Source organism: Arthrobacter sp. 01T419, from assembly GCF_056398865.1.
The window spans coordinates 1-23,354 of the sequence record NZ_JBFTQF010000021.1; the positions used below are offsets into that span (position 1 = coordinate 1).

Below are 23,354 nucleotides of genomic sequence, written 5' to 3' on the forward strand. Positions count from 1 at the left end.
GCTCCTCCTACCGCGCCGGACGCCTCTGGGCCACCGCGATGCGCAAGAAAGGCCGCGACATCCCCGCCCACCTGGCCCACATCGCCGAGGGCATCCAGGACTCCGGCACCACCCGCCAGGAAGCCAGCACCCTCCTCGCACACCACGCTTAGCACTCCAGCAAAAGCACGGTCAAAGGACCGGACCCCGGACAAATCCGGCGTCCGGTCCTTTGGTATAAATCACGTAGAATTAAGGCACTATGGCGAAATCCCCTGATTCCAGCAACTCGACAACATCGGCTGCCGACGCTCCCAAGCGCGGCTTGTTTTCCCGCAAGCCCAAGGAAGCCAAGGCCAAGAAGCCGAGCCAGCTGAAGCAGATCGGCGAGGTCTTCAAGATGACTCGCCGCAATGACCCCATCGTTGTGTGGCTCATGCTTCTGGCGTTCCTCGGTGTCGTTGCTGTCAGCCTCATCGTGGGTCTCCTCCTGAACAACTGGGTCACGGGCCTGATCATCGGCATCCCACTGGGCCTGCTGGCAGCTGTCTTCATCCTCTCGCGCCGCGCGGAACGGGCGGCCTTTGCGCAGATCGAGAACCAGCCTGGAGCCTCAGGTGCGGCTCTGGGAACCCTGCGCCGCGGCTGGATCACGGAGGACCAGCCGGTCGCGGTCAACCCCCGCACCCAGGACGCGGTCTTCCGTGCCATCGGCCGTCCCGGCGTCGTGCTGGTGACCGAAGGACCTTCGCACCGCGTCAAGCCGCTGGCTGACGCCGAGCGCAAGAAGCTCTCACGCATTCTCCCGAACGTGACGATCCACGTGATCGAAAGCGGCCGTGGCGAGGGCCAGGTGCCCATCAGCCAGATCGCAAAGACCATGAACAAGTACAAGAACGAGCTCACCAAGGTCGAGGTCAACGCCGTCAGCAAGCGGATCTCCTCGCTCGGCAACCGTCTGCCGATCCCGAAGGGCATCGACCCGTACAAGGCTCGCCCGGACCGCAAGGCAGCCCGCGGACGCTAAGACTACATACAAGAGACCCGCCCGGTTCATGGATGGATAATCCAGGAACCGGGCGGTTCTTTTGTCTGCTTATCTGCGGAAAAGTTACATCCGGATGAGAATCGTGTTCATGGCTTTGTCGTGGAGTCCGCGCTGGTCGGGATCAAAGACAACCGCGGGAATCACGAGGCACAACAGAAGGGTCCTTACCAACGCGGCCAGCGGGCCTGCCGGCGCGCCACCAAGGCGCACCACGTGGATGCCCGCAACACGGTGTCCAATGCTGTAGCCGAGCGTGCCGATGAGAAGGATCTGTTCCACCGCAAAGACTGCAAGCGTTGCCCACTGGTTGCCACCGAAGGCGAAGTTGCTGATCGCCAAGGCAATGACCCAGTCGATGCAGATCGCCAGGATGCGACGGCCGGCCCGGGCGATGGAGCCGGGACCGGACTCTGGCAATCCGAGCCGTTCTCCCGGGTACTTGGAGATTCCGGACGTATCCGGCCCTGTGAGCCATGAACCAATGTCTTTTCGATCAACCACACGTCAAGCTTACGGCTTCACCATCGGATGCCCGACGACGGGCGGTGGGGCCCGGTGGAGTGTTCACTGTGTTCACAAGGAAACAGACACACGGAGGAAAGACATAGACTGGCACTGCAGTAGACCAGTAGCGTTTACACGGCAGGCAGTTCTGTAACCTGCACGAAACAATACTGACACCGCGGGGAAATCCCCTTTCCCTAGGGTTGGAGAAGTTGCTAGCCGCCGATGCAGGGACACTTTTTTGTTTCCCTGCCTTCGGTTTGCGCTGGATCAGACGGCCTGAAGGCCTGTTACCTGTTATGCGATAGGAGCATAGATGTTCAAGACTGCGGACGAAGTCCTCAAGTTCATCAAAGACGAAGACGTAAAGTTCGTCGATATCCGCTTCACCGATCTTCCGGGCGTCCAGCAGCACTTCAATGTGCCGGCGAAGAGCGTCGACGCTGACTTCTTTGTCAACGGTCAGCTCTTTGACGGATCTTCCATCCGCGGTTTCCAGGGCATCGCCGAGTCCGACATGCAGCTCATCCCGGACGTCACCACGGCCTTCATCGACGCCTTCCGCGTCGAGAAGACCCTCGCGCTGAACTTCTCCATCGTGAACCCCCGCACGGGAGACCCGTACCACCGCGACCCGCGCGGCGTTGCCGAAAAGGCAGAAGCCTACCTTGCCTCCACTGGCATTGCGGACACGGCATTCTTTGCTCCCGAAGCTGAGTTCTACGTCTTCGACAACGTTCAGTTCGAATCCTCCCCGCAGGGTTCCTTCTACAAGGTCGACTCGATTGAAGCCCCTTGGAACACGAGCCGCGAAGAAGAAGGCGGAAACCTCGGTTACAAGACCCCCTTCAAGGGCGGCTACTTCCCGGTATCCCCGGTTGACCACCAGGCTGACCTCCGCGACGCCATGTGCCTCGCCCTGGACGAGGCAGGCCTCGAAGTCGAGCGCTCGCACCACGAAGTCGGCGCCGCAGGTCAGGCTGAGATCAACTACAAGTTCACCACGCTGGTGCACGCTGCCGACGACCTGCAGAAGTTCAAGTACGTCATCAAGAACACCGCGTGGGAGTACGGCAAGTCCGTAACCTTCATGCCGAAGCCGATTTTCGGTGACAATGGCTCGGGTATGCACTGCCACCAGTCCCTCTGGAGCAACGGTGACCCGCTGTTCTACGACGAGAAGGGCTACGCCGGCCTCTCCGACACCGCACGCTGGTACATCGGCGGCCTGCTGAAGCACTCCTCTGCTGTGCTCGCCTTCACCAACCCGACGGTCAACTCCTACCGCCGACTGGTCAAGGGCTTCGAAGCTCCGGTCAACATGGTCTACTCGCAGGGCAACCGCTCCGCCGGCATCCGCATCCCGATCACGGGCTCCAACCCGAAGGCCAAGCGCATCGAGTTCCGCGCTCCGGACGCCGCCTCCAACCCGTACCTGGCGTTCGCTGCACAGCTCATGGCTGGCATCGACGGCATCCGCAACCGCATCGAGCCCCCGGCTCCGATCGACAAGGACCTGTACGAACTGCCTGCCGAGGAAGCCAAGGACATCCCCAAGGCTCCGGGCTCCCTTGAGGAAGCACTCGAGGCCCTGCGCGAGGACAACGAGTTCCTGCAGGCCGGCGGCGTGTTCACCCAGGACCTGATCGACACCTGGATCGAGTACAAGTACGAGAACGAGATCCGTCCGCTGTCGCTGCGCCCGAACCCGTACGAGTTCGAGCTCTACTACGGCGTCTAAGTAACACCGCAGGAAGCATAAGAAGGGGTCATGGGCAAGCGCCCATGACCCCTTCTCCGTTTAACTCCTGGGGGCGAAAATCGCACAAAAAAGAACGGCTGTGTCTTCGAAGACACAGCCGTCCTTTTGTAAAGGCCTCGAATTCCCGGGGTCGGACCCCCAATTTTCCCTACACCCGCCGACGCCCGCTAATCAACCGGAAGAGGAAGACGACGATCGCCAAGACGATCAGTATCGGGGCGATCCAGAGAAGGAACCCCAGGGCCTTTACCGTGCCGCCAATGATAAAGAAAACGATCGCGATGACCGCGACGATTCCGAGGATGACATTCATGATGTACCTTCCGTTTCAGTCGTAAACATTCTGATGATTGCCTTTATCGCTGTGCAAACCTCAGCAACCTTACTGTAAGCATGCTTATTATTCTAATCCGCACCCGCGGAAGCCTGTCGCCGCAGTGGACGCCGTGGTACGTTCAGCGTGATCAGGATGCTTAGAAGCGAGTCCTCATCCCTTCCGGCTCCTGACGCAACTTCTGAAAGCGGAGGCATACGATGACAACCTTGATGATCTTCCATGAGGTCGACGACGTTGAGCACTGGCTCAGCTCACCAAAACGTGAAGAAATCTTCGGACCCATGGGCATTACGGTTCGAACGTTCGCAGACCCCGCAAAGACCAACCGTGTCGGACTGATCGTCGAAGTCCCGGACATGGAAACATTCCAGCGAATGATGGAGTCCGAAGTTGCGGCCGAGGCCATGAAATTCGACGGCGTGCGCCCGGAGACAATCCTGACGCTCGTCGAGTCCTAGATACCGCCTAACGGCTGAACTCCCGGTACATCGTCCATTGCGGACCGGAGGAACCACCCAGGTACCTGCCGCTCTCGATAAAGCCCGCTTTCTCATAGGCCGCGCGGGCTGCCGGATTGCGCTCATTGACGGAGAGTACGACGCCGGCCTGGCCGCCACCCAGCCTCGCCGTCAGCTTCAGCCCTTCCCGGGCAGCGGCGGCGGCGGCCTGGGAACCCAAGCCTTTCCCTTGGTGCCGCCGGTCGATCAGGAATCCTCGCAAGAGCCAGGCGGAATCGTCGTCAGGCCATCCTGCCAGGGTCGCGGCACCGGCTTGCAACGTGAAAACTCCGACGGCGGCACCGGCCTCTTCGATCACATACGGCAGGCGGGTTTCGTCCTCCAAGCCCCTGAGCATCATCGTGAAAGGGTCCCCGACAAAGTCCTCCTGCCCGGCTGCCAGTTCCATATCCGCGACGTCGCCGAGCTTGATGGCGCGGGCATCCTCGTCGAGGTTCTTCAAGGGAATGATCCACACCGTTTCAAGCATCCTTCGAGCTTAGCGGTCCACGCGCTGCGTCCTGTGGCTCGAACGGCAAATCACTGGCCGTAGAAATCCTTTTCAAACACCGCGCGGGTCCGCCGGCTCAGGCGCAGGTAGTCCTCTTCGAACACTGCAGCTTGGCCGGGGGCATAGCCGCACCAGCGGGCAACTGCCTCCAGGTCCCGCCGGGAGGCAGGCAAGAGGTCAGAGGCGCGCCCGGTGCAGATCACATTTGCCGATCGGATACGGCTCGCGAGCCTCCACGCTTCGCGCAGCAACACGACGTCGCTCTTGTCGATCAAGCCCAACGGCTCAATGGCGTCAAGCGCCTGCAGCGTGGAGGTGGTCCGGAGCTGCGGATGTTCGCCCGCGTGTTGGAGCTGCAACAACTGCACAAGCCACTCGACGTCGCTAAGTCCGCCCCTGCCGAGTTTCACGTGCCTCGCCGGATCTGCCCCCCTGGGGAGCCGCTCGGACTCGACGCGGGCCTTGACCCGTCGGATCTCCCGCAGATCCGTTTCAGCGAGTGTCTTAGGGTAGCGGATGGGGTTGATGAGCCGGAGGAATTCTGCCGCCAATTCGTCGTTGCCAGCCATGGGTTGGGCCCGCAGAAGCGCCTGCGCCTCCCAGATAAGGGACCACCGGCGGTAGTACTCCGCGTAAGACTCCAGTGAACGGACCATGGCACCGCTCTTCCCCTCGGGGCGAAGATCGGCGTCAACGGCTAGGACACGCTCGGCGAGGATGGCCGGTTTGAGGGGTTGGGTCAGGAGGGTGGAAATATGCCCCACAATGGCGAGGGCCTGCTGCTGCGCTTCCGATTCACCTGCCCCAGGAAGGGCGCGATGAACGTACATGACGTCTGCATCCGAGCCGTACCCGATCTCGCGTCCGCCTTGCCTGCCCATGGCAACCACCAGGACCTGCGTTTTGAGGGGGCCCTCGGAGGCCACGATAGCTTCAGCGACGTGCAGGGCGCCTAGAACTGCTGCCCGGTCGGCGTCGGCCAATGCCGTGCCCACTGCATCCTGCTCGAGGAGGCCGGAGCTGTCCGCGATGGCAATACGGAGGATCTCCCGGCGTCGGATGAGCCTGATGAGCCGCATGGCATTTTCGGGATCGGCATGGCGTGACATCTTGGATTGGATTTCCTGCCACTGGGCTTCGAAGCTCAGGGGCATGAGTTCCTTGTCGGCACCGAGCCAGGCAACGGATTCCGGGGAAACTTCCAGGAGGTCCGCGATCAGCCGTGAGTTGGAGAGCACGTGGCAAAGCCGCTCGGCCGCCGCCTGCGAGTCCCGGAGCATTCCGAGATACCAGTGGGTGGTTCCGAGGGCTTCGCTGACACGACGGAAGGCGAGCAGTCCGGCGTCGGGGTCTACTCCTTCGGCGAGCCAGCCGAGAAGGATGGGAAGCAGCTGCCGCTGAAGAGCGGCGCGTCGGCTGACCCCGGCTGTGAGGGCCTCAATATGGCGCATGGCCCCTTGCGGGTCGCGGTAGCCGAGTGCTGCTAGCCGACCCTGCGCAGCTTCCGGAGTGAGCCGGGCGTCTTCGCTGCTCAGCTTTGCGGCAGTATTGAGCAGGGGCCGATAGAAGATCCGATCGTGCAGTTCCCGGACGGATCGCTTGGTCTTCTGCCAGGTTTCAATCAGGGCGTCAGGATGTGGCCTGCCAGTGGCAAACGGCCCCAGGACGGCCTTGGCGAGGAATCGCAGGGAGTCCTGGCTGGTGGGCATGAGGTGGGTGCGGCGCATCTGGAACAGCTGGATCCGGTGCTCAAGGACCCGCAGATAGCGGTAGGCGGCGTCAAAAGCGGCGGCGTCGACGCGGCCAATGTAGCCGCCTGCGGACAGAGCGGAGATTGCCGACGTCGTATCCCGGCAACGGAGCGTTTCATCAGACTTTCCGTGGACGAGTTGCAGGAGCTGCACCGTGAACTCGACGTCGCGGAGGCCGCCTGGACCCAGCTTGATCTGGCGTTGTTCTTCCGCGGGAGCAATGTTGTTGGTGACCCTGCGGCGCATCGCCTGCACGGATTCCACGAAGCCTTCCCTGCCGGCCGAGGCCCACACGAGCGGCTGGACGGCTTGCTCGTAACGCTCGCCCAGTTCCTTGTCCCCAGCGATGGTCCGGGCTTTAAGGAGCGCTTGGAACTCCCAGCTTTCAGCCCACTTCGCGTAGTAGCTCAAGTGCGAGGGCAACGTCCTGACCAGTGGACCCGATTTCCCCTCAGGCCGCAGGTTCGCATCAACCTCCCACAATCCGGGTTCGGACCCTGTGGAAGAAATGGCACGCGAGATCCCTGCGGCCAGGGCCGTACCGATGGTCGCGGCCTTGGCATCCTCAAGATCGGGTGCCTCGATCACGTAGATTACGTCGACGTCGGAAATGTAGTTGAGCTCGCGGGCACCGCATTTGCCCATACCGATAACAGCCAGCCCGACGCCGGCAATATCGGTAGCATCGAACGTCGCCGCTGCTTCCGCCCGGGCCACCGCCAGGGCGGCCTCTATCGCGGCACCGGCGAGGTCGGCCAGTTCGGCGCCGACGGCGGGCATGAAGTCCTGGGGGCTGGCGGCGCAGAGGTCCTTGATGGCCAGTTCGGTCAGCCCCCGCCGATAGGCCGTCCTAAGAGCGGCGTATGCGCTTGGTCCCGACATTCCGGCAACGGGCCTCGGAGAGTTGGGGTCCGCTTTGACCGAACGGAGGAGTTTCATCCGCAGTTCGCCGGCGTCGGCAGACAACGGCTCAGGGCTGACCCGGACATCGAAGACGTCCAGATGCTCCGGGTGCCTGATGAGGAACTCCCCCAGGGCCTCGGAAGCCCCCAGCAGGCGATATAGCGGCTCGCTGCGATCCGGGTGCTCACCCGCGAGCTGTTTGAGCGAGGGGTGCTTTTCAATCAGGCGGACGAGCGACTGGAGCGCGGTGTCCGGGTTGGCGCTCAGGTGCAGCCCGGCAAAGATCGTGTCTTGGTCGATGCCGTCGAGTTCACGGGCGGCAAGGAACCGTTCACCCTTCTCAAGGTCGCTGAAGCCGGCTGAGATGAGCCGGCGGGCCAGGCTCACACCCACAGCCTAGAGAATGCCGAGGTTGCGCTTGAGCTCGTAGGGCGTGACCTGGAGCCGGTAGTCCTGCCATTCCGCACGCTTGTTACGCAGGAAGTGGTCAAAGACCTGTTCGCCGAGGATGTCCGCTACGAGCTCCGAATCCTCCATGGCGCGGATGGCATCGTGGAGGCTGGCCGGCAGTGGTGTGTGGCCCATCGCTTTGCGCTCGGCCGAGGTCAGCGACCAGACGTCGTCTTCCGCTGCAGCCGGAAGCTCGTAGCCTTCCTCGATCCCCTTGAGCCCGGCGCCCAGCAACACGGCGTAGGCGAGGTAGGGGTTGGTGGCGGAGTCAATCCCGCGGTATTCGATCCGTGCGGACTGGCCCTTGCCCGGCTTGTAGAGGGGCACGCGAACCAGGGCCGAACGGTTGTTGTGGCCCCAGCTCAGGTAGCTCGGCGCTTCGCCTCCGCCCCAGAGACGCTTGTACGAATTCACGAACTGGTTGGTGACGGCGGTGAATTCCGGAGCGTGCCGCAGGATGCCTGCAATGAACTGGCGTGCGGTCTTGGACAACTGGAATTCGGCGCCGGCTTCGTAGAAGGCGTTGGTGTCGCCCTCGAACAGCGAGAAGTGTGTGTGCATGCCGGACCCGGGGTGGTCCGTGAACGGCTTGGGCATGAACGTGGCGTAGGTTCCCTGCTGCAAGGCCACCTCCTTGATGACCGTGCGGAAGGTCATGATGTTGTCCGCGGTCTGGAGGGCGTCCGCGTAGCGAAGATCGATTTCGTTCTGCCCGGGACCGCCCTCGTGGTGGCTGAATTCCACGGAGATACCTACGGATTCGAGCATAGTCACGGCCGTACGGCGGAAGTCCTGTGCCACGCCACCGGGTACGTGGTCGAAGTAGCCGCCCTCGTCAACGGGAACAGGAACGCCGTTGGGGTCAAGGTCCTGGGACTTCAGGAGGTAGAACTCGATCTCGGGATGCGTGTAGCAGGTGAATCCCATGTCCGCGGCCTTGGCGAGGGTGCGCTTGAGCACGTTACGGGGATCGGCTGAGGAGGGCTCGCCGTCGGGAGTCAGGATGTCGCAGAACATCCTGGAGGTCTGTTCGGTCTCACCGCGCCACGGAAGGATCTGGAACGTGGAGGGGTCGGGCTGGGCCAGCATGTCGGATTCGAACACCCGGGCGAGTCCTTCGATGGCCGAGCCATCAAAACCCAGGCCTTCTTCGAAGGCGCCTTCTACTTCTGCCGGAGCCAGCGCCACCGATTTCAGGGAACCGACGACGTCGGTAAACCACAAGCGTACGAAGCGCACATCACGCTCTTCGATAGTTCGCAGAACGAACTCTTGCTGGCGGTCCATGGGGCCTCATTTCCGGGTCAACGTCCATGCCGCAGACTCGAAGTTCGAAGCCGACGACAACTCAGCATTCACTCTACTAAGCATTGGCCCGGAATGGCTGCACCCCCGGTTCGCGTAACACAGCGTTTACAAATGTGAGGCTCCTCATGCGCCGGTGGCTAGGACGGCTGGCACCGCATACGCTCTATTCATGGCCCCAAGCAACAGTTCCGATTCCAGCATGCCCGCCGAAGTTCCTGCCCCCTATGGGACGGGACCCGCTGGTGCAGGTTCAGCCGCTTCAACGGACCTTTCAGCATCGAAGGCTCCTGCCAGGATCCGGACGCATCACCTTCAACAGGCCAAAGCCAAGGGTGAACGCTTTGCCATGCTGACCGCCTACGAGCAATACACGGCCGAAATCTTCGACCAGGCGGGCATCGAGGTCCTGCTGATCGGCGATTCGGCCTCGAACAATGTTTTCGGAAACGAAACCAGCCTGCCTGTAACCGTCGACGAACTGCTGCCTTTGTGCCGAGCGGTGGCTCGGTCAGCCAAGCGTGCCTTGGTAGTAGCCGACCTTCCTTTCGGCAGCTATGAAGTGTCGCCGGAGCAGGCAGTGGCCACGGGCGTCCGCTTCCTGAAGGAAGGCTTGGCACATGGCGTCAAAATCGAAGGCGGCGCGTTCTATGCGCCAACCGTGCGGGCCATGGTCCAAGCAGGCATTCCCGTCATGGCGCACATCGGCTTCACGCCCCAGAGCGAACACTCGTTGGGCGGCTACCGCGTCCAGGGCCGGGGCGATGACGCCACCCGCCTGATCGAGGATGCAGTTGCCCTGGCCAATGCCGGAGCATTTTGCGTGCTCATGGAGATGGTTCCAGCCGAAACGGCGGCTGCCGTCGACGCCGCCATTGAGGTACCCACCATCGGAATCGGCGCGGGCAACGCAACCACAGGCCAAGTTCTGGTGTGGCAGGACATGGCCGGACTGCGCGGTGGCAAGATGGCCAAGTTCGTCAAGCAGTATGCGGACCTGCGCACCACACTGAGCGAGGCGGCGAAGGCGTACGCCGACGACGTCAGGTCCGGCCAGTTCCCTGGCCCGGAACACTCTTTCTAGGACCGGAACCGGCCATCGTCGCCGCTAGTCCTCGTCGTCTTTGTCCCAGGCTTCGTTGCGGGCTTTGACCTTCTCGAGGGCGTGCTCCGCTTCCTCACGGGTCTTGTAAGGTCCGATCAGCTGTGTCCAGTCGGACAACGCGTCCTCTTCGATCTGGTGTGTCTGAACGTTGTACCAGAACTCCGCCACGGTTCCTCCTCTGCGAATCCCGCCGAAGCGTTGGCGGGGGTTGTAGCCCTGCTACGGCGCTGTTATGTAGCTACTTAGTTACTTGCGTCTCGTGCGTCCCTTATATGATCAATCTATGCCTTCTCCCGCCCTGACCGCACCCATCGGCACGCTCACCCGAGGAACCGTCAGCCCACAGCTGCCTGTACCGGCGTCCATCCCGCGCCCGGAGTATGTCGGCAAACCGGCACCGGCGAAGTTCACCGGTTCAGAGGTCAAATCGGCGGAAACCATCGAGAAGATCCGAGTCGCCAGCAAGATTGCTGCCCAGGCGATTGTCGAGGTCGGAAAGCACATCGAGCCCGGCGTCACCACGGATCAGCTGGACCGGATAGGCCACGAGTTCATTCTGGACCACCACGCCTATCCGTCAACGCTTGGCTACCGCGGCTTCCCCAAGTCCCTCTGCTCATCCCTCAACGAGGTCATCTGCCACGGCATTCCGGACAGCACCGTGGTCCAAGACGGCGACATCCTGAACATCGACATCACGGCCTACATCAACGGCGTTCACGGCGACACCAACTACACCTTTTTGGTGGGAGACGTGGACGAAGAGTCCCGCCTGTTGGTTGAACGCACCCAGGAGTCGCTCAATCGTGCCATCAAAGCCGTGGCACCCGGCCGCGAAATCAACGTGATCGGCCGGGCCATCCAGTCCTACGCGAAACGCTTTGGGTATGGCGTGGTCCGCGACTTCACCGGCCACGGCGTCGGTGAGGCCTTCCACACGGGCCTCATCATCCCCCACTACGACGCCGCGCCGGCCTACAACACCGTGATCGAAGCCGGCATGGTCTTCACGATTGAACCCATGCTCACCCTCGGAACGATCGAGTGGGACATGTGGCCCGATGATTGGACCGTAGTCACCCGCGACCACAAGCGGACCGCACAATTCGAACACACCCTGCTGGTTACCGAGACCGGCGCCGAAATCCTGACTCTTCCTTAAGCTCTCCGGAAGGTCACCTGCAGCCGTTCGCGCTGCGACATGCCCACCCCTCCTGCCATGAACGGAAACGCATTGACCAAGAAGGATGAGAAGATCCACAAGAACGGCCCGCTGATCGGCATCGACGTCGGTGGCACCGGCATCAAGGGCGGCATCGTTGATCTCAAGAAGGGCAAGCTGCTCGGGGACCGCCTTCGTATTCCCACCCCGCAGCCCGCCACTCCCGAAGCTGTCGCCGAAGTGATCGCACAGATCGTGGACGAGTTGTCGGCGCGTTCGGACTCCCCTGCTCAGGGTTCGCCTGTCGGCGTCACTTTCCCCGGAATCATCCAGCACGGCGTGGTCCGCTCTGCAGCCAACGTCGACAAGTCCTGGCTCGACACCGACATTGATTCGCTGCTCACCAAGCGACTGGATCGTCCTGTCGAGGTGATCAACGACGCCGACGCGGCCGGCCTCGCCGAAGCCCGCTACGGTGCGGGCGAAGGCGTCGATGGTACCGTCCTCGTCATTACCCTCGGCACGGGTATAGGCTCAGCCTTCATCTTCAACGGACATCTGGTACCCAATGCCGAGCTCGGCCACCTCGAGGTGGACGGCCACGACGCCGAAACGAAGGCCTCCGCCGTCGCGCGTGAACGCGACGGCTTGAGCTGGGAGGAGTACAGCGTGCTGCTGCAGCGCTATCTCTCGCACGTCGAGTTCCTGTTCTCCCCCGAGCTCTTCATCATCGGTGGCGGAATTTCGAAGCGCTCGGACGAGTACTTCCCGCACTTGGATTTGCGTACTCGCATCGTCACGGCGGAACTGAAGAACGACGCTGGAATCGTGGGAGCTGCCCTGGACGTCGCCCTCCACCACAAGCTTGCCAAGTAACACGGCTGCATTCCAGATGGACGACGGCGTGCCCGACGTCGCGGTTGTCACCGGCGCCAGCCGGGGCATTGGCGCTGCCATAGCCCTCAGAGCTGCCGCCGCAGGGTACGCCGTCGTCGTCAACTACTCCACGGACGCCGATGGTGCACGGAACGTCGTCGCGGAAATCCAGGCCAAGGGCGGAACGGCCTGCAGCGTGCAGGCGGATGTCAGCGACCCCTCGCAGGTTGCCGAGCTCTTTGATGCCGCGGCTCCCGTAGGTCCGGTGACGGCGGTGGTGAACAATGCCGGCATCACGGGCAACCTCATCGGCAATCTCGCAGACGTACCGAGCGAAACGATTCGCCGTGTTGTGGACGTCAACGTGAGCGGATTGATCTTTGTCTGCCAGGAGGCAGTCAGACGTCTTTCCACCGGCAGCGGCGGGCGTGGCGGCTCGATCGTCAACGTTTCCTCCACTGCGACGAAAGCCGGTTCTCCAGGCACGTGGGCGCACTATGCTGCGAGCAAAGGCGCGGTTGATGTGCTGACGGTGGGCCTCGCGTCCGAGGTAGCAAAACAGGGCATCAGGGTGAATTGCGTCGCTCCCGGGAGCACCAACACGGGATTGCACGCGGCGGCGGGCATGCCTGACCGCGTGGAACGGCTCAACCCGGGGATACCGATGGGCAGGGGTGCGGACCCCGATGAAGTGGCCGCTGCCGTCATGTGGTTGATGTCCGATGACGCGGGTTACATCACAGGAGCCGTGCTCCCGGTTTCCGGCGGACGATAGGTGGTGCCGGTGGTGGCTGCGGCTTCCCCTCCGCTGCCACCACCGGAGCTAGAGGGTGCTCTTCTCCGAGCTCTTGCCTTTGGCGCCCTTCGCCGCGTTTTCCGTAGCTGCAGTTTCAGCCTCATGGCGGAGGAGCGCGATGGCGGATTCGAAATCCTCCAAGGATTCAAAGGCTTGATAAACACTGGCAAATCGCAGGTAGGCCACCTCGTCCAGTTTCTGGAGCGGTCCGAGGATGGCCAAACCGACCTCGTGGGCGTCAATTTCGGCCGCACCAGAGGAACGGATGTTTTCTTCGACTTCCTGGGCCAGCATGGCGAGGTCGTCTTCGGTCACGGGCCGGCCTTGGCAGGCCTTGCGCACGCCGTTGATGATCTTTATCCGGCTGAACGGTTCTCCCACCCCGGAGCGCTTGATGACAGACAGGCTGGTGGTCTCCACCGTGGTGAAACGGCGGCCGCATTCAGGACACTGCCGCCGACGGCGGATGGCGGAGCCGTCGTCGGCCATTCGACTGTCCACGACGCGCGAGTCAGGGTTTCGGCAGAACGGACAATACACGCCGTGCCTCCCTTGCTCGGTTCCGGCCCGAACGTCATCGCGGCAGCATCGGCCGGGACGCAAAAGGTGCCGGAAGTTTGACTTCCGGCACCAGTCTACGGCTACATAAGGGCTAATGACAATACTGTAATTACTATATGTAGTGGTGGACGCCCATACATGTAGTGGTTACGCATCTGCAAAGCGGATCTTGACCGCGTCGCCGTGGCCAGGAAGGTCCTCGGCATCAGCAAGACTCACAATGTGCCTGCTGACCTCCTCCAAGGCAGCCTTGTTGTAATTGATGACTTGGACGGCGCGAAGGAACGTTGTGACGTTCAGGCCCGAGGAGAAGGCTGCGGTACCGCTCGTCGGCAACACATGGTTGGAGCCTGCACAGTAATCGCCAAGGCTGACCGGGCTGTAGTCTCCTACAAAAATCGCACCCGCGTTGCGGATCCTTGCGGCGACCGCGGCTGCGTCCGCCGTCATGATTTCCAAGTGTTCTGCGGCGTACGCATCGCAGACCGCGATGCCCTGTTCGAGATCGTCAACCAACACCACGCCTGATTGCGGTCCGGACAGTGCGGTGCGGACCCGTTCGCCGTGCTTGGTGATTCCCGACTGCACTGCGAGTTCCCGCCGCACGTCCGAGGCGAGTTCCTCGGAATCGGTGATCAGGACCGAGGCCGCCTTGGGGTCGTGCTCAGCCTGGCTGATAAGGTCCGCGGCCACGAGCGCCGGGCGGGCCGAAGCGTCGGCCAGGATGGCGATCTCCGTGGTGCCCGCCTCTGAGTCGATCCCCACGACGCCTCTCACAAGCCGCTTGGCGGTGGCCACGAAGATGTTGCCGGGGCCGGTCACCACGTCCACGGGCTCGATGGGCTGCTCGTCGCCAGCTCCCGGGATTCCGTAGGCAAAGGAAACGATCGCCTGGGCACCTCCGATGGCATAGACCTCGTCAATTCCCAGCAATGCGGCAGCGGCCAGGATGGTGGGGTGGGGCAAGCCGCCGAAGTCCTTCTGGGGCGGGGAAGCCAAAGCGATCGACGTGACTCCGGCAGCCAGCGCTGGTACGACGTTCATGATGACCGAGGACGGGTACACGGCCAGCCCGCCGGGGACGTAAAGGCCCACGCGCCCCACCGGTACCCAGTTCTGGCTGACGACGGCGCCGTCCCCCAGTTCCACGTCGACGTTCGCGGGCCGCTGGCCATCGGCGAAGCGTCGGGCACGGCTGATGGATTCCTCCAGGGCAGCTCGGACGGCCGGATCCAGCTTTTCCAGGGCCCCGGCGAGGGCCTCTGCCGGCACGCGGGGGTGGGACTGTTCCACGCCGTCGAACGCCATGGCGAACTCACCAAGCGCTTCAAAACCGCGGGAGCGGACGGCAGCAATGATATTCAGGACCTTTTGCTCGGCGTCCGCCATGGTCTGATGCTTCGCCCGGGGCACCGCGGCGCGCAGTTCCGCCAAGGTCAGGGATCGTCCGCGCAAGTCAATGCGGCGGAAGTCCAGGGTCTGGGCGGCGGTGTCGGCAGAGTTCTCCGGAGAAATGGTCACCAGATCATTTTACGGGGCATGGGGCGATGCCTCCGGCTGCTTTCCCATCAGCCCGAAAAGAGTCAGCAGAAAAGTCACAAGGGCAGTCGCTCCCGGCCACAGCAAAAGGGCCGCCATTGCCCGTAAGGAGAAGCCTTCACTTCCATTCGCTGCGGCGCTGGGGGCAGGACCCCACCACTGCGCCCCCAGCAAGCCAACCTGCCACGCCACCAGGGCACCAACCAGACCGCCGACGACAGCGAGGAGAGTTCTCATGCCCTGACCCGGCTTCCGGACCTTGCTGTCGAGCAGGACGGCCGTGAAGCAGCCTGCGAGAAGCAAAAGCCCGGCCAGGACCAAGTCCCGCGGAAGCCGACCCGCAGCAGCGGAGGGGTCGGCGAGGGCGGAATTTCCGGAAATCACGTTGAGGCCGCCCGGCGCCAGGAGCCACCATGCCAAGCCCAGTCCGATGCCCGAAGCCGCTGGCACCGCGAGCCATAACCACCATCTGCGGTCTCGCGGATCCGTGTCCGCCGCGGCAACGGACACGAGGAGGTTCGATATTGGCTTGGTCATGACACAAACATTAACAAACGTTTCTGGACGCTCAACAAGGGAGCGCCCGGGCGGGTGGCGGAATACGCTGAAGCCACCAGCGTTATTACCAATAGGTCATGCAGGAGATCGAGCAAAGTGGCTTCGGAAAAATCGGCTTTTGAGGGAACATTCAAGCAAATGTTCCGCCGGCATGCCGCCGGGGTCGCCATAATCACCGCCGACCTCAACGGCAAGCCTTTCGGCTTCACCGCCACGTCGGTGGCTTCCCTGTCGGCAGAGCCGCCCCGCTTCACGTTCAACATGTCCCGCAGTTCCAGTTCCTGGCCCGCAGTGGCGAATTCAACGTATATCGGCCTGCACATGCTGGGCCTCGAGAACCAAGCACTTGCCGACCGATTCGCCCGCACCCAGGAACGGTTCGAAGGCGATCACTGGGAACCCGGACCCTTCGATGTCCCCATACTGAAAAACGTGGCCGGCTGGTTGATCGGCAAGATCCAGATGCGCCTGTCCTTCGAAAACAACGCGATCGTCGTGGTCGAAGTCGTTGATGGACTTGTTGGCGAAGATGACACTCCCCTGCTGTACCACTCGGGATCCTACGGCCAACCGGTTCCGCTCGACTACGAAATCTAGCGCAGGAAATCTAGCGTCACCGGCTGCGCCGGACGGTCACCGGCCGGCTGGCTCAGGTAGCCGCGCCCGATCAACTGTCCAAGCAGGTCGGGCCAAGAAGAACCTTGAGATCACCGAAAAGGGATGGGGTGGGATTGACCCGCAGGTGCACGGGCAAGCCCATCACTTCGACCTTGGAATCACTCTGCAAGTGGAGCCTGACCTCGGAGTTTCCCCGGTGGGTGTTCAGGACATCGCGAAGATCAGTGACTACGGCCTCGGTTGCCTTGTAGGTGGGCATCGTGATGACCAGCGGCCCGTTGGTGCTTTCGCTCAGATCCGGTACTGAGAGCTCCATGCAGTTCAGGGTGACCGCACCGTCGTCGCGCCGCTGCAGGCGGCCCTTGACCACGACGATCAGGTCCTCTGCGAGGACCGAAGCGATAGGGCCGTAGACCTGGCCGAAGAACATCACCTCGATGGAAGCGCCCAGGTCTTCGATCTCCGCCCTCGCGTAGGCGTTGCCGCTTGCCTTGGCGATCCTGCGGCTAAGCGAAGTGATCATGCCCGCAATGGTGACGATGGCGCCGTCGTGCGGTCCGTCTTCTCCCAGAATCGACGTGATCGACTGCTCGGCATGCTGGCTCAAGACACCCTCGAGTCCTTGCAATGGATGGTCGGAGACATAAAGCCCAAGCATGTCCCGCTCAAAGGCGAGCTTGTCCTTTTTCTCCCATTCCGGCAGGTCCGGGATCTCCGTGCTCAGGGAGGCCTCCGGCTCCTGGTCCTCGAATCCAGCAAAGAGATCGAACTGGCCGATCGCTTCATTGCGCTTGAGCGTGATGACGGAGTCGATCGCTTCTTCGTGCACCATCGCCAGCGCGCGGCGGTGATGGCCAAGGGAGTCGAACGCGCCTGCCTTGATGAGGGATTCAATGGTGCGCTTGTTGCAGACTACCGCGGGCACCTTCATGAGGAAATCCTTGAAGGAGGTGTAGGCGCCCTCGCTCGCCCGGGCCGCAACCATGGCCTCCACGACGTTGACGCCAACGTTGCGGATGGCCCCCATCCCGAAGCGGATATCAGTTCCGACAGGGGTGAAGTTGAGGCTTGACTCGTTGACGTCCGGCGGCAGGACGGTAATGCCCATGCGCCGGCATTCGTTGAGATAGATCGCCGATTTGTCCTTGTCGTCGCCCACGGAGGTGAGCAGGGCGGCCATGTATTCGGGGGCGTAGTGGGCCTTCAGGTACGCAGTCCAGTAGGAGATGACCCCGTACGCGGCCGAGTGCGCCTTGTTGAAGGCGTAGTCCGAGAACGGCAGCAGGATGTCCCAGAGGGTCTTCACGGCCGCCATGGAATAGCCGTTGTCCTGCATTCCTTGGGAGAATCCAGCGAACTGCTTGTCCAGCTCGGATTTCTTCTTCTTGCCCATTGCACGGCGCAGGATATCGGCTTGGCCAAGGGAATAGCCTGCCAGCTTCTGGGCCACGGCCATGACCTGCTCCTGATACACGATCAGACCGAAGGTACCGCCCAAGATGTCCTCCAGCGGCTCCGCGAGCTCCGGGTGGATGGGAATGACTTCTTGGATCTTGTTCTTTCGGAGGGCGTAATCGGTGTGCGCATTGGCGCCCATGGGACCCGGCCGGTACAGAGCCAACACGGCGGAGATGTCTTCGAAGTTGTCAGGCTTCATGAGCTTGAGCAGGGACCGCATGGGTCCGCCGTCGAGCTGGAACACCCCCAAAGTGTCACCGCGCGCGAGCAGCTCATACGACGCGGCGTCGTCCAACGCCAGGTTCTCCAGGTCAAGATCAACTCCACGGTTCATCTTGATGTTTTCCAGGGCGTCGGAAATGATTGTCAGGTTCCTCAGGCCGAGGAAGTCCATCTTGATCAGCCCAAGGCCCTCGGACGTCGGGTAATCGAACTGCGTGATGACCTGGCCGTCCTGGATACGGCGCATGACAGGAATGACGTCGATGATGGGGTCCGAAGACATAATGACGCCGGCGGCGTGCACGCCCCACTGGCGTTTCAGTCCTTCGATGCCCAGTGCGGTCTCGAAGACCTTGGCAGCCTCGGGGTCCGTGCTGATGAGCTGGCGGAAGTCCCCGGCCTCGCCATAGCGCTTGGCCTCCGGGTTCTGGATGTCCGCGAGCGGGATGTCCTTGGCCATCACGGCCGGCGGCAAGGCCTTGGTGAGCTGTTCACCCATGCTGAACGGGTACCCGAGCACGCGGGAGGAGTCCTTGAGCGCCTGCTTGGTCTTGATGGTGCCGTAGGTGACAATCATCGCGACGCGTTCGTCGCCGTACTTCCGGGTGACATAGTCGATGACCTCGGAGCGGCGGCGATCATCGAAGTCGACGTCGAAGTCAGGCATGGACACACGGTCCGGGTTGAGGAAGCGCTCGAAAATCAAGCCGTGCTCAAGGGGATCGAGGTCGGTGATCCGCATGGCATACGCCACCATGGAGCCAGCACCGGAACCACGGCCCGGGCCCACCCGGATGCCGTTGTTCTTGGCCCAGTTGATGAAGTCGGCCACCACCAGGAAGTACCCCGGGAACCCCATGGACGTGATGACGTCAAGCTCATAGTCGGCCTGCTTGCGTACCTTGTCCGGGACGCCCTTGGGATAGCGGTAATCGAGCCCGGTTGCCACTTCCTTGACCAGCCACGACGTCTCGTCCTCGCCCGGCGGGCAAGGGAAACGAGGCATGTAGTTGGCCCCTGTGTTGAAGGACACCTCACAGCGCTCCGCGATCAGCAGGGTGTTGTCGCACGCTTCGGGATGATCGCGGAACAACTCACGCATCTCTTGCGGTGACTTCAAGTAGTAACCGCTGCCGGAGAAGGCAAATCGGGAGCCGCCGTTGTCATAGGTCGGCTCCAACAGGGTGGAACCCGATTGGATGGCCAACAGGGCCTCATGCGCCTTGGCGTCATGCTCATGCGTGTAGTGGAGATCGTTGGTGGCCACCAATGGGAGCTTCAGTTCCTTGGCCAACCGCAACAGGTCGCCCGTGACCCGCCGCTCAATGTCCAGGCCGTGGTCCATTAGCTCGCAGAAGTAGTTTTCCGCACCGAAGATGTCACGGAACTCAGAAGCCGCCGCGAGGGCCTCGCGGTATTGCCCCAACCGAAGCCGGGTCTGGACTTCACCGGAAGGGCACCCGGTGGTGGCGATCAGGCCCTCGGAATAGGTGTTCAGCAGCTCGCGGTCCAACCGGGGCCATTTACCGAACACCGAGTCGAGGGAAGCAATCGAGGATGCCCGAAACAGATTGCGCATGCCGACGTTGTTGTAGCTCAACAGCGTCATATGGGTGTAGGAGCCACCACCGGAGACGTCATCCTTGCGCTGGCTCTCTTCGCCCCAGCGGACGCGCTCTTTGTCCCCGCGCGCCGTCCCCGGGGTGACATAGGCCTCGACGCCGATGATCGGCTTGATGCCCTTGTCGGTGGCCTTCTTCCAGAAATCGAAGGCACCGAACAGGTAACCGTGGTCCGTGGTGGCAAGCGCAGGCATCCCCAGCCGCTCGGTCTCATCGAACAACTCGGTGAGACGGGCCGCACCATCCAGCATGGAGTATTCGGTATGGGTGTGCAGATGGACGAACGAGTCATTGCTGGAAGTCACCACGACAGTCTACCGGCAGGGGTCACTCGAATGGAGCAGAATTCTCCCTATGCGTTGCCGCTCTCAAGAAGCTCCAGCGCGTACTGGAGGTCTTCCGGGTACTGGCTGGTGACTTCCACCCATTCGCCAGTACGGGGGTGGTTGAAGCCAAGCTGGCGCGCATGCAGCCACTGCCGGGTAAGTCCTAGATTTGCGGCCAGGCGCGGATCCGCTCCGTAGGTCAGATCGCCCGCACAGGGATGCCGGAGGGCCGAGAAATGAACCCGGATCTGGTGTGTCCTGCCGGTCTCAAGGTGAATTTCCACGAGGGTCGCCTTGCCATAAGCCTCGAGGACTTCGTAGTGGGTTACGGAGGGACGGCCATCTTCGATCACCGCAAAGCGCCAGTCATGCCCCGGGTGACGCCCGATGGGCGCGTCGATAGTGCCCTCAAGGGGGTCCGGCAGGCCCTGGACGACCGCATGGTAGACCTTGTCCACCGTGCGTTCCTTGAAGGCCCTCTTGAGCACCGTGTAAGCATGTTCGGTCTTCGCCACCACCATCACGCCTGAAGTCCCCACATCGAGACGGTGGACTATCCCGGCCCGTTCAGGCGCACCGGAGGTGGATATCCGGTATCCGGCACCAGCGAGGCCACCTACCACGGTAGGGCCGACCCACCCCGGCGACGGATGCGCAGCCACGCCAACAGGTTTGTCGATGACAACGAAGTCCTCATCGTCCAACAGGATCTCCAGGCCTTCCACGACTTCCTCCACGACTTCCAAGGGATCCCGGCGTTCGGGAACGGTGACTTCCAGCATGGACCCCGCAAGGAGCTTCGCCGACTTACCCACTGCGGCCGATTTGCCCGCCGCACTCGCGGAGACGGTCACGTTGCCCTCGGCGATCAGCAAAGCAGCCGCAGAGCGGGAGATATCCATGAGTTTCGCCAGTCCGGCGTCTGCCCTGGCCCCACCCAGCTCTTCGGGCACCACGAATTGCTCAGACATCGCCCGACTCCTCATGATCCGGTGTGGCAGCTTTATCCGGCGTGACAGAGCGGGATCCAGAGGAGTGCTGGCGGGAGCCATCCAGGCCAATCCCCCGCAGGGTCAGCAAGCAGATAATCACGACGCCGGAAACCACCGCTGAGTCGGCGATGTTGAAAATAGCGAAGTTGGGCAGTTGGATGAAGTCCACCACATGGCCCATGGCAAAAGAGGGCTCGCGGAAGAGCCGGTCCGTGAGGTTTCCAAGCGCCCCACCCAAGAGCAATCCGAGGGCAAGGGCCCACCAGGCGGATCCCAAGCGACGCAACTGGAACAAGATCGCTACGGACACAGCAGCCATGACGATCGTGAAGACCCACGTGACATTTTCGCCGATCGAGAAGGCTGCCCCGGAGTTGCGGATGTAGTACCAATGCAGCAACGGAGGCAGCACGGGGGTCCGTTCGCCTTCAACCATGGTGCTGGTCACCCAGAGCTTGGTCAGCTGATCGAAGGCGTACGCGAAGACGGCGAAGCCTGCGAAAACCCAGAGCAATGCGGGGCGCCACGTGTGGACTTTGGTGCGGAGCGGCTCCGTGGTGCCGTCATTTTGTTCGTCGCTCATAGTACTTTCATTCGGTAACCGTGGCTTCTGGTGCCTTAACACGCGAAAGCCGGCGGCCGAGGAATCCCCAGCCACCGGCTTTCAGAATACTTGCTAGACCTCTGCGGCGGCTTCGCCAACCTCGGGAGCCGCAACGGAGCCGCGGGCGTCCAAGTCACGCAGTTGGCCTTCGATGTAGGCCTTCAGGCGGGAGCGGTAGTCGCGCTCGAAGCCCCGAAGCTGCTCCACCTTGCGTTCGAGAACAGAGCGCTGCTGCTCAAGGGCGCCGAGGATCTTGCGGGACTTGTCCTGCGCGTCGTTGACAAGGCTGGAAGCTTCGATCTGCGCCTCGGCAATGATCTTTTCCTTCTGCTGCTCACCGTCGGCCACGTGCTTGTCGTGCATCTGCTGCGCCATGGCCAGCAAGCCGGCTGCGGACTCGGCGGAGGGGGAGCCGACAGCAGCGATCCCTGCAGGGGCCGGAGCGGCAGGAACGGCCGCGACCGGTTCCTTCTTCTTGTCAGCCTCGGCTGCCTTCGCTTCGGCTTCTGCCTTGGCCTGAGCGTCCTTGTCGGCCTTAACCGGCGCAGGCACTTTCTCGACCACGGGTGCCGATACTGCGCTGGCGGGAACCGGGTTTCCGCCTTCGGCGAGCTTCTTGCGCAGCTCGTCGTTTTCTTGGTTCAAACGCCTCAGCTCGACGACGATTTCGTCGAGAAAGTCATCGACCTCGTCCTGGTCGTAGCCTTCGCGGAACTTGGTCGGCTGAAAGCGCTTGTTGACAACGTCTTCTGGCGTCAAAGCCATCTGGTCACCTCGTTGGTCTAGTTAGTCAGTAGGCCTTCCGGCCGTTCAAAACTACGGTACCTAAATATCATCTGATTCCCCCAATTCAACACCATCGTGTTGGATCGGAGGATTGCAGCACACCGCCGAGCAAAAAGATCGCCGGCAATGGCCTGCGGAAAAGCTACGCCAGCGTGTAGACGAATCCCATCGCGATGCTGACGACAATAAACACGATCAGAAATGCCAGGTCAAGGGAAACCCCACCGAGCTGCAGGGGTGGGATAAGCCGGCGAATCCGCTTCAGAGGCGGATCAGTCACGGAGTAGACCACGTGCGCGGCCACCAGGGCAGCGCCACGCGGGCGCCACTGGCGCGCGAACATCTGCACCAGATCAAAGACGAGCCTGACAATGAGGGTGACCAGGAACAGCATCAGTGCAATGTACAAAAGGCCGAAAACTATGCCCACGGGTTAGCTCAGATCTCCTAGTTCGCCACTTTTCTCGGTCAGTCCCTCTATTGCAACACAGATGCCAGGCAGATCACTCTGCCTGGCATCGATTGGTGTTGGGCTAGCTCTGGTTGAAGAACGTCGCCTGGGCTTCGCTGACCTTCTTGTCGTCGCCGAGGACTTCGACGTACGACGGCGACAGCAGGAAGACCTTGTTGGTGACGCGCTCAATGCTGCCGTGGAGCCCGAAGACGAGGCCGGCAGAGAAATCGACAAGGCGCTTGGCATCTGCCTCACCCATGTCGGTGACGTTCATGATCACCGGGATACCGTCCCGGAAACTTTCGCCGATGATCTTGGCGTCGTTGTAGGAGCGAGGATGGACGGTGGTGATCTGCCTCAATCCGGAGGCGTCTTCGCGGCTCGATGCCGCACGCTTGATAGGTGTCACGGGTGCGCGGTATTCCTCTTCGGCGACAGGGGGGACTTCACGAACTACTTCACGTACAGGTGCAGGGGCGCGGCGCTCTTCGCGATGATGGTCAACAGACCGGTCCTCGTCCGTGTGCTGCACGTGCTGCTCAGACTCGTAGTGTTCATCGCCATCGGCGAGCCCAAGATAAACCATTGTCTTGCGCAGTGCGCCAGCCATGCTGGACTCCTATCGTGT

Annotated in this window: 23 protein-coding genes and 1 pseudogene; 9 read left to right on the forward strand and 15 right to left on the reverse strand. The window is 62.1% G+C overall.

Annotated features, from left to right (window positions below; translation table 11 throughout):
- Positions 1–152, forward strand: a pseudogene (locus tag AC1DLO_RS20975) (lipoyl synthase); the annotation flags it as partial.
- Positions 153–241: 89 nt separating this feature from the next.
- Complete coding sequence (locus AC1DLO_RS20980) at positions 242–1,006, forward strand: DUF4191 domain-containing protein (RefSeq protein ID WP_184739037.1); 765 nt, start codon at positions 242–244, stop codon at positions 1,004–1,006.
- A gap of 84 nt (positions 1,007–1,090) precedes the next feature.
- On the opposite strand, the gene AC1DLO_RS20985 is transcribed toward AC1DLO_RS20980, so the two are convergent.
- Positions 1,091–1,528 carry an RDD family protein gene (locus AC1DLO_RS20985; protein ID WP_461836253.1) on the reverse strand — a complete coding sequence of 146 codons (438 nt, stop codon included), beginning with the start codon at positions 1,526–1,528 and terminating at the stop codon, positions 1,091–1,093.
- Between the two features lie 319 nt (positions 1,529–1,847).
- Here AC1DLO_RS20985 and glnA (AC1DLO_RS20990) point away from each other — a divergent pair, with 319 nt between their 5' ends.
- Complete coding sequence (gene glnA / locus AC1DLO_RS20990; RefSeq protein ID WP_476891039.1) at positions 1,848–3,272, forward strand: type I glutamate--ammonia ligase; 1,425 nt, start codon at positions 1,848–1,850, stop codon at positions 3,270–3,272.
- A 169-nt stretch (positions 3,273–3,441) separates the two neighbouring features.
- On the opposite strand, the gene AC1DLO_RS20995 is transcribed toward glnA (AC1DLO_RS20990), so the two are convergent.
- Positions 3,442–3,606: a hypothetical protein gene (locus tag AC1DLO_RS20995; protein ID WP_184739034.1), complete on the reverse strand. Its 165-nt coding sequence runs from the start codon at positions 3,604–3,606 to the stop codon at positions 3,442–3,444.
- 221 nt (positions 3,607–3,827) lie between these two features.
- On the opposite strand from AC1DLO_RS20995, the gene AC1DLO_RS21000 reads away from it, so the two are divergent.
- Positions 3,828–4,088, forward strand: coding sequence for a hypothetical protein (locus AC1DLO_RS21000; RefSeq protein WP_184739033.1), 261 nt, complete (start codon positions 3,828–3,830; stop codon positions 4,086–4,088).
- A gap of 7 nt (positions 4,089–4,095) precedes the next feature.
- Here the strand turns inward: AC1DLO_RS21000 and AC1DLO_RS21005 are convergent, their stop codons facing one another.
- From AC1DLO_RS21005 to glnA (AC1DLO_RS21015), 3 genes are read right to left on the reverse strand one after another with little or no spacing between them, the layout of a single operon-like run.
- Positions 4,096–4,617: a GNAT family N-acetyltransferase gene (locus AC1DLO_RS21005; RefSeq protein ID WP_476891040.1), complete on the reverse strand. Its 522-nt coding sequence runs from the start codon at positions 4,615–4,617 to the stop codon at positions 4,096–4,098.
- Between the two features lie 50 nt (positions 4,618–4,667).
- Positions 4,668–7,679 carry a bifunctional [glutamine synthetase] adenylyltransferase/[glutamine synthetase]-adenylyl-L-tyrosine phosphorylase gene (locus AC1DLO_RS21010; protein WP_476891041.1) on the reverse strand — a complete coding sequence of 1,004 codons (3,012 nt, stop codon included), beginning with the start codon at positions 7,677–7,679 and terminating at the stop codon, positions 4,668–4,670.
- A gap of 9 nt (positions 7,680–7,688) precedes the next feature.
- Positions 7,689–9,029 carry a type I glutamate--ammonia ligase gene (gene glnA, locus AC1DLO_RS21015; protein ID WP_184739029.1) on the reverse strand — a complete coding sequence of 447 codons (1,341 nt, stop codon included), beginning with the start codon at positions 9,027–9,029 and terminating at the stop codon, positions 7,689–7,691.
- A 190-nt stretch (positions 9,030–9,219) separates the two neighbouring features.
- Between glnA (AC1DLO_RS21015) and panB the strand changes: the two genes are divergently transcribed.
- Complete coding sequence (gene panB / locus AC1DLO_RS21020) at positions 9,220–10,131, forward strand: 3-methyl-2-oxobutanoate hydroxymethyltransferase (protein WP_476891042.1); 912 nt, start codon at positions 9,220–9,222, stop codon at positions 10,129–10,131.
- A 24-nt stretch (positions 10,132–10,155) separates the two neighbouring features.
- Here the strand turns inward: panB and AC1DLO_RS21025 are convergent, their stop codons facing one another.
- Positions 10,156–10,320, reverse strand: coding sequence for an SPOR domain-containing protein (locus tag AC1DLO_RS21025; RefSeq protein ID WP_184739025.1), 165 nt, complete (start codon positions 10,318–10,320; stop codon positions 10,156–10,158).
- A 115-nt stretch (positions 10,321–10,435) separates the two neighbouring features.
- On the opposite strand from AC1DLO_RS21025, the gene map reads away from it, so the two are divergent.
- The 3 genes from map to AC1DLO_RS21040 all read left to right on the forward strand — a co-directional run bounded on the left by map (position 10,436) and on the right by AC1DLO_RS21040 (position 12,965).
- Positions 10,436–11,314 carry a type I methionyl aminopeptidase gene (map, locus tag AC1DLO_RS21030; RefSeq protein WP_184739023.1) on the forward strand — a complete coding sequence of 293 codons (879 nt, stop codon included), beginning with the start codon at positions 10,436–10,438 and terminating at the stop codon, positions 11,312–11,314.
- A 72-nt stretch (positions 11,315–11,386) separates the two neighbouring features.
- The gene (ppgK, locus tag AC1DLO_RS21035) at positions 11,387–12,190 is read left to right on the forward strand and encodes a polyphosphate--glucose phosphotransferase (protein ID WP_184739398.1); all 804 of its coding nucleotides are present in this window, start codon (positions 11,387–11,389) and stop codon (positions 12,188–12,190) included.
- Positions 12,191–12,206: 16 nt separating this feature from the next.
- Complete coding sequence (locus AC1DLO_RS21040; protein WP_476891105.1) at positions 12,207–12,965, forward strand: SDR family oxidoreductase; 759 nt, start codon at positions 12,207–12,209, stop codon at positions 12,963–12,965.
- A gap of 48 nt (positions 12,966–13,013) precedes the next feature.
- Here the strand turns inward: AC1DLO_RS21040 and nrdR are convergent, their stop codons facing one another.
- The 3 genes from nrdR to AC1DLO_RS21055 all read right to left on the reverse strand — a co-directional run bounded on the left by nrdR (position 13,014) and on the right by AC1DLO_RS21055 (position 15,623).
- Positions 13,014–13,526, reverse strand: coding sequence for a transcriptional regulator NrdR (nrdR, locus tag AC1DLO_RS21045; protein ID WP_476891043.1), 513 nt, complete (start codon positions 13,524–13,526; stop codon positions 13,014–13,016).
- Between the two features lie 168 nt (positions 13,527–13,694).
- Positions 13,695–15,068, reverse strand: a complete 1,374-nt coding sequence (hisD, locus tag AC1DLO_RS21050; protein ID WP_476891044.1) for a histidinol dehydrogenase — start codon at positions 15,066–15,068, stop codon at positions 13,695–13,697.
- A gap of 9 nt (positions 15,069–15,077) precedes the next feature.
- The gene (locus AC1DLO_RS21055; RefSeq protein WP_476891045.1) at positions 15,078–15,623 is read right to left on the reverse strand and encodes a hypothetical protein; all 546 of its coding nucleotides are present in this window, start codon (positions 15,621–15,623) and stop codon (positions 15,078–15,080) included.
- Between the two features lie 117 nt (positions 15,624–15,740).
- On the opposite strand from AC1DLO_RS21055, the gene AC1DLO_RS21060 reads away from it, so the two are divergent.
- Positions 15,741–16,241, forward strand: coding sequence for a flavin reductase family protein (locus AC1DLO_RS21060; protein ID WP_184739017.1), 501 nt, complete (start codon positions 15,741–15,743; stop codon positions 16,239–16,241).
- Between the two features lie 70 nt (positions 16,242–16,311).
- Here the strand turns inward: AC1DLO_RS21060 and dnaE are convergent, their stop codons facing one another.
- From dnaE to AC1DLO_RS21090, 6 genes are all read right to left on the reverse strand, one after another.
- Positions 16,312–19,869 (reverse strand): DNA polymerase III subunit alpha, encoded by a 3,558-nt coding sequence (gene dnaE, locus AC1DLO_RS21065; protein ID WP_476891046.1) that lies wholly within the window; start codon positions 19,867–19,869, stop codon positions 16,312–16,314.
- Between the two features lie 47 nt (positions 19,870–19,916).
- The gene (locus AC1DLO_RS21070) at positions 19,917–20,861 is read right to left on the reverse strand and encodes an RluA family pseudouridine synthase (protein WP_476891047.1); all 945 of its coding nucleotides are present in this window, start codon (positions 20,859–20,861) and stop codon (positions 19,917–19,919) included.
- Positions 20,854–21,465 (reverse strand): signal peptidase II, encoded by a 612-nt coding sequence (gene lspA, locus AC1DLO_RS21075; protein WP_476891048.1) that lies wholly within the window; start codon positions 21,463–21,465, stop codon positions 20,854–20,856. Before lspA ends, AC1DLO_RS21070 begins: the two co-directional genes overlap by 8 nt.
- A 93-nt stretch (positions 21,466–21,558) precedes the next feature.
- Positions 21,559–22,251, reverse strand: coding sequence for a DivIVA domain-containing protein (locus AC1DLO_RS21080; protein ID WP_184739008.1), 693 nt, complete (start codon positions 22,249–22,251; stop codon positions 21,559–21,561).
- Between the two features lie 163 nt (positions 22,252–22,414).
- Entirely contained in the window at positions 22,415–22,702 is a 288-nt protein-coding gene (locus tag AC1DLO_RS21085) for a YggT family protein (RefSeq protein ID WP_184739006.1), read from the reverse strand.
- A 103-nt stretch (positions 22,703–22,805) separates the two neighbouring features.
- Positions 22,806–23,336 carry a cell division protein SepF gene (locus AC1DLO_RS21090; protein ID WP_184739004.1) on the reverse strand — a complete coding sequence of 177 codons (531 nt, stop codon included), beginning with the start codon at positions 23,334–23,336 and terminating at the stop codon, positions 22,806–22,808.
- Positions 23,337–23,354 lie beyond the last annotated feature (18 nt).

Coding starts and splice junctions, on each gene's coding strand:
- AC1DLO_RS20980 (WP_184739037.1), top strand. CDS start 242: ATGGCGAAATCCCCTGATTCCAGCAACTCGACAACATCGGCTGCCGAC.
- glnA (WP_476891039.1), top strand. CDS start 1,848: ATGTTCAAGACTGCGGACGAAGTCCTCAAGTTCATCAAAGACGAAGAC.
- AC1DLO_RS20995 (WP_184739034.1), bottom strand. CDS start 3,606: ATGAATGTCATCCTCGGAATCGTCGCGGTCATCGCGATCGTTTTCTTT.
- AC1DLO_RS21000 (WP_184739033.1), top strand. CDS start 3,828: ATGACAACCTTGATGATCTTCCATGAGGTCGACGACGTTGAGCACTGG.
- AC1DLO_RS21005 (WP_476891040.1), bottom strand. CDS start 4,617: ATGCTTGAAACGGTGTGGATCATTCCCTTGAAGAACCTCGACGAGGAT.
- glnA (WP_184739029.1), bottom strand. CDS start 9,029: ATGGACCGCCAGCAAGAGTTCGTTCTGCGAACTATCGAAGAGCGTGAT.
- panB (WP_476891042.1), top strand. CDS start 9,220: ATGGCCCCAAGCAACAGTTCCGATTCCAGCATGCCCGCCGAAGTTCCT.
- map (WP_184739023.1), top strand. CDS start 10,436: ATGCCTTCTCCCGCCCTGACCGCACCCATCGGCACGCTCACCCGAGGA.
- AC1DLO_RS21040 (WP_476891105.1), top strand. CDS start 12,207: ATGGACGACGGCGTGCCCGACGTCGCGGTTGTCACCGGCGCCAGCCGG.
- AC1DLO_RS21055 (WP_476891045.1), bottom strand. CDS start 15,623: ATGACCAAGCCAATATCGAACCTCCTCGTGTCCGTTGCCGCGGCGGAC.
- AC1DLO_RS21070 (WP_476891047.1), bottom strand. CDS start 20,861: ATGTCTGAGCAATTCGTGGTGCCCGAAGAGCTGGGTGGGGCCAGGGCA.
- lspA (WP_476891048.1), bottom strand. CDS start 21,465: ATGAGCGACGAACAAAATGACGGCACCACGGAGCCGCTCCGCACCAAA.
- AC1DLO_RS21080 (WP_184739008.1), bottom strand. CDS start 22,251: ATGGCTTTGACGCCAGAAGACGTTGTCAACAAGCGCTTTCAGCCGACC.
- AC1DLO_RS21090 (WP_184739004.1), bottom strand. CDS start 23,336: ATGGCTGGCGCACTGCGCAAGACAATGGTTTATCTTGGGCTCGCCGAT.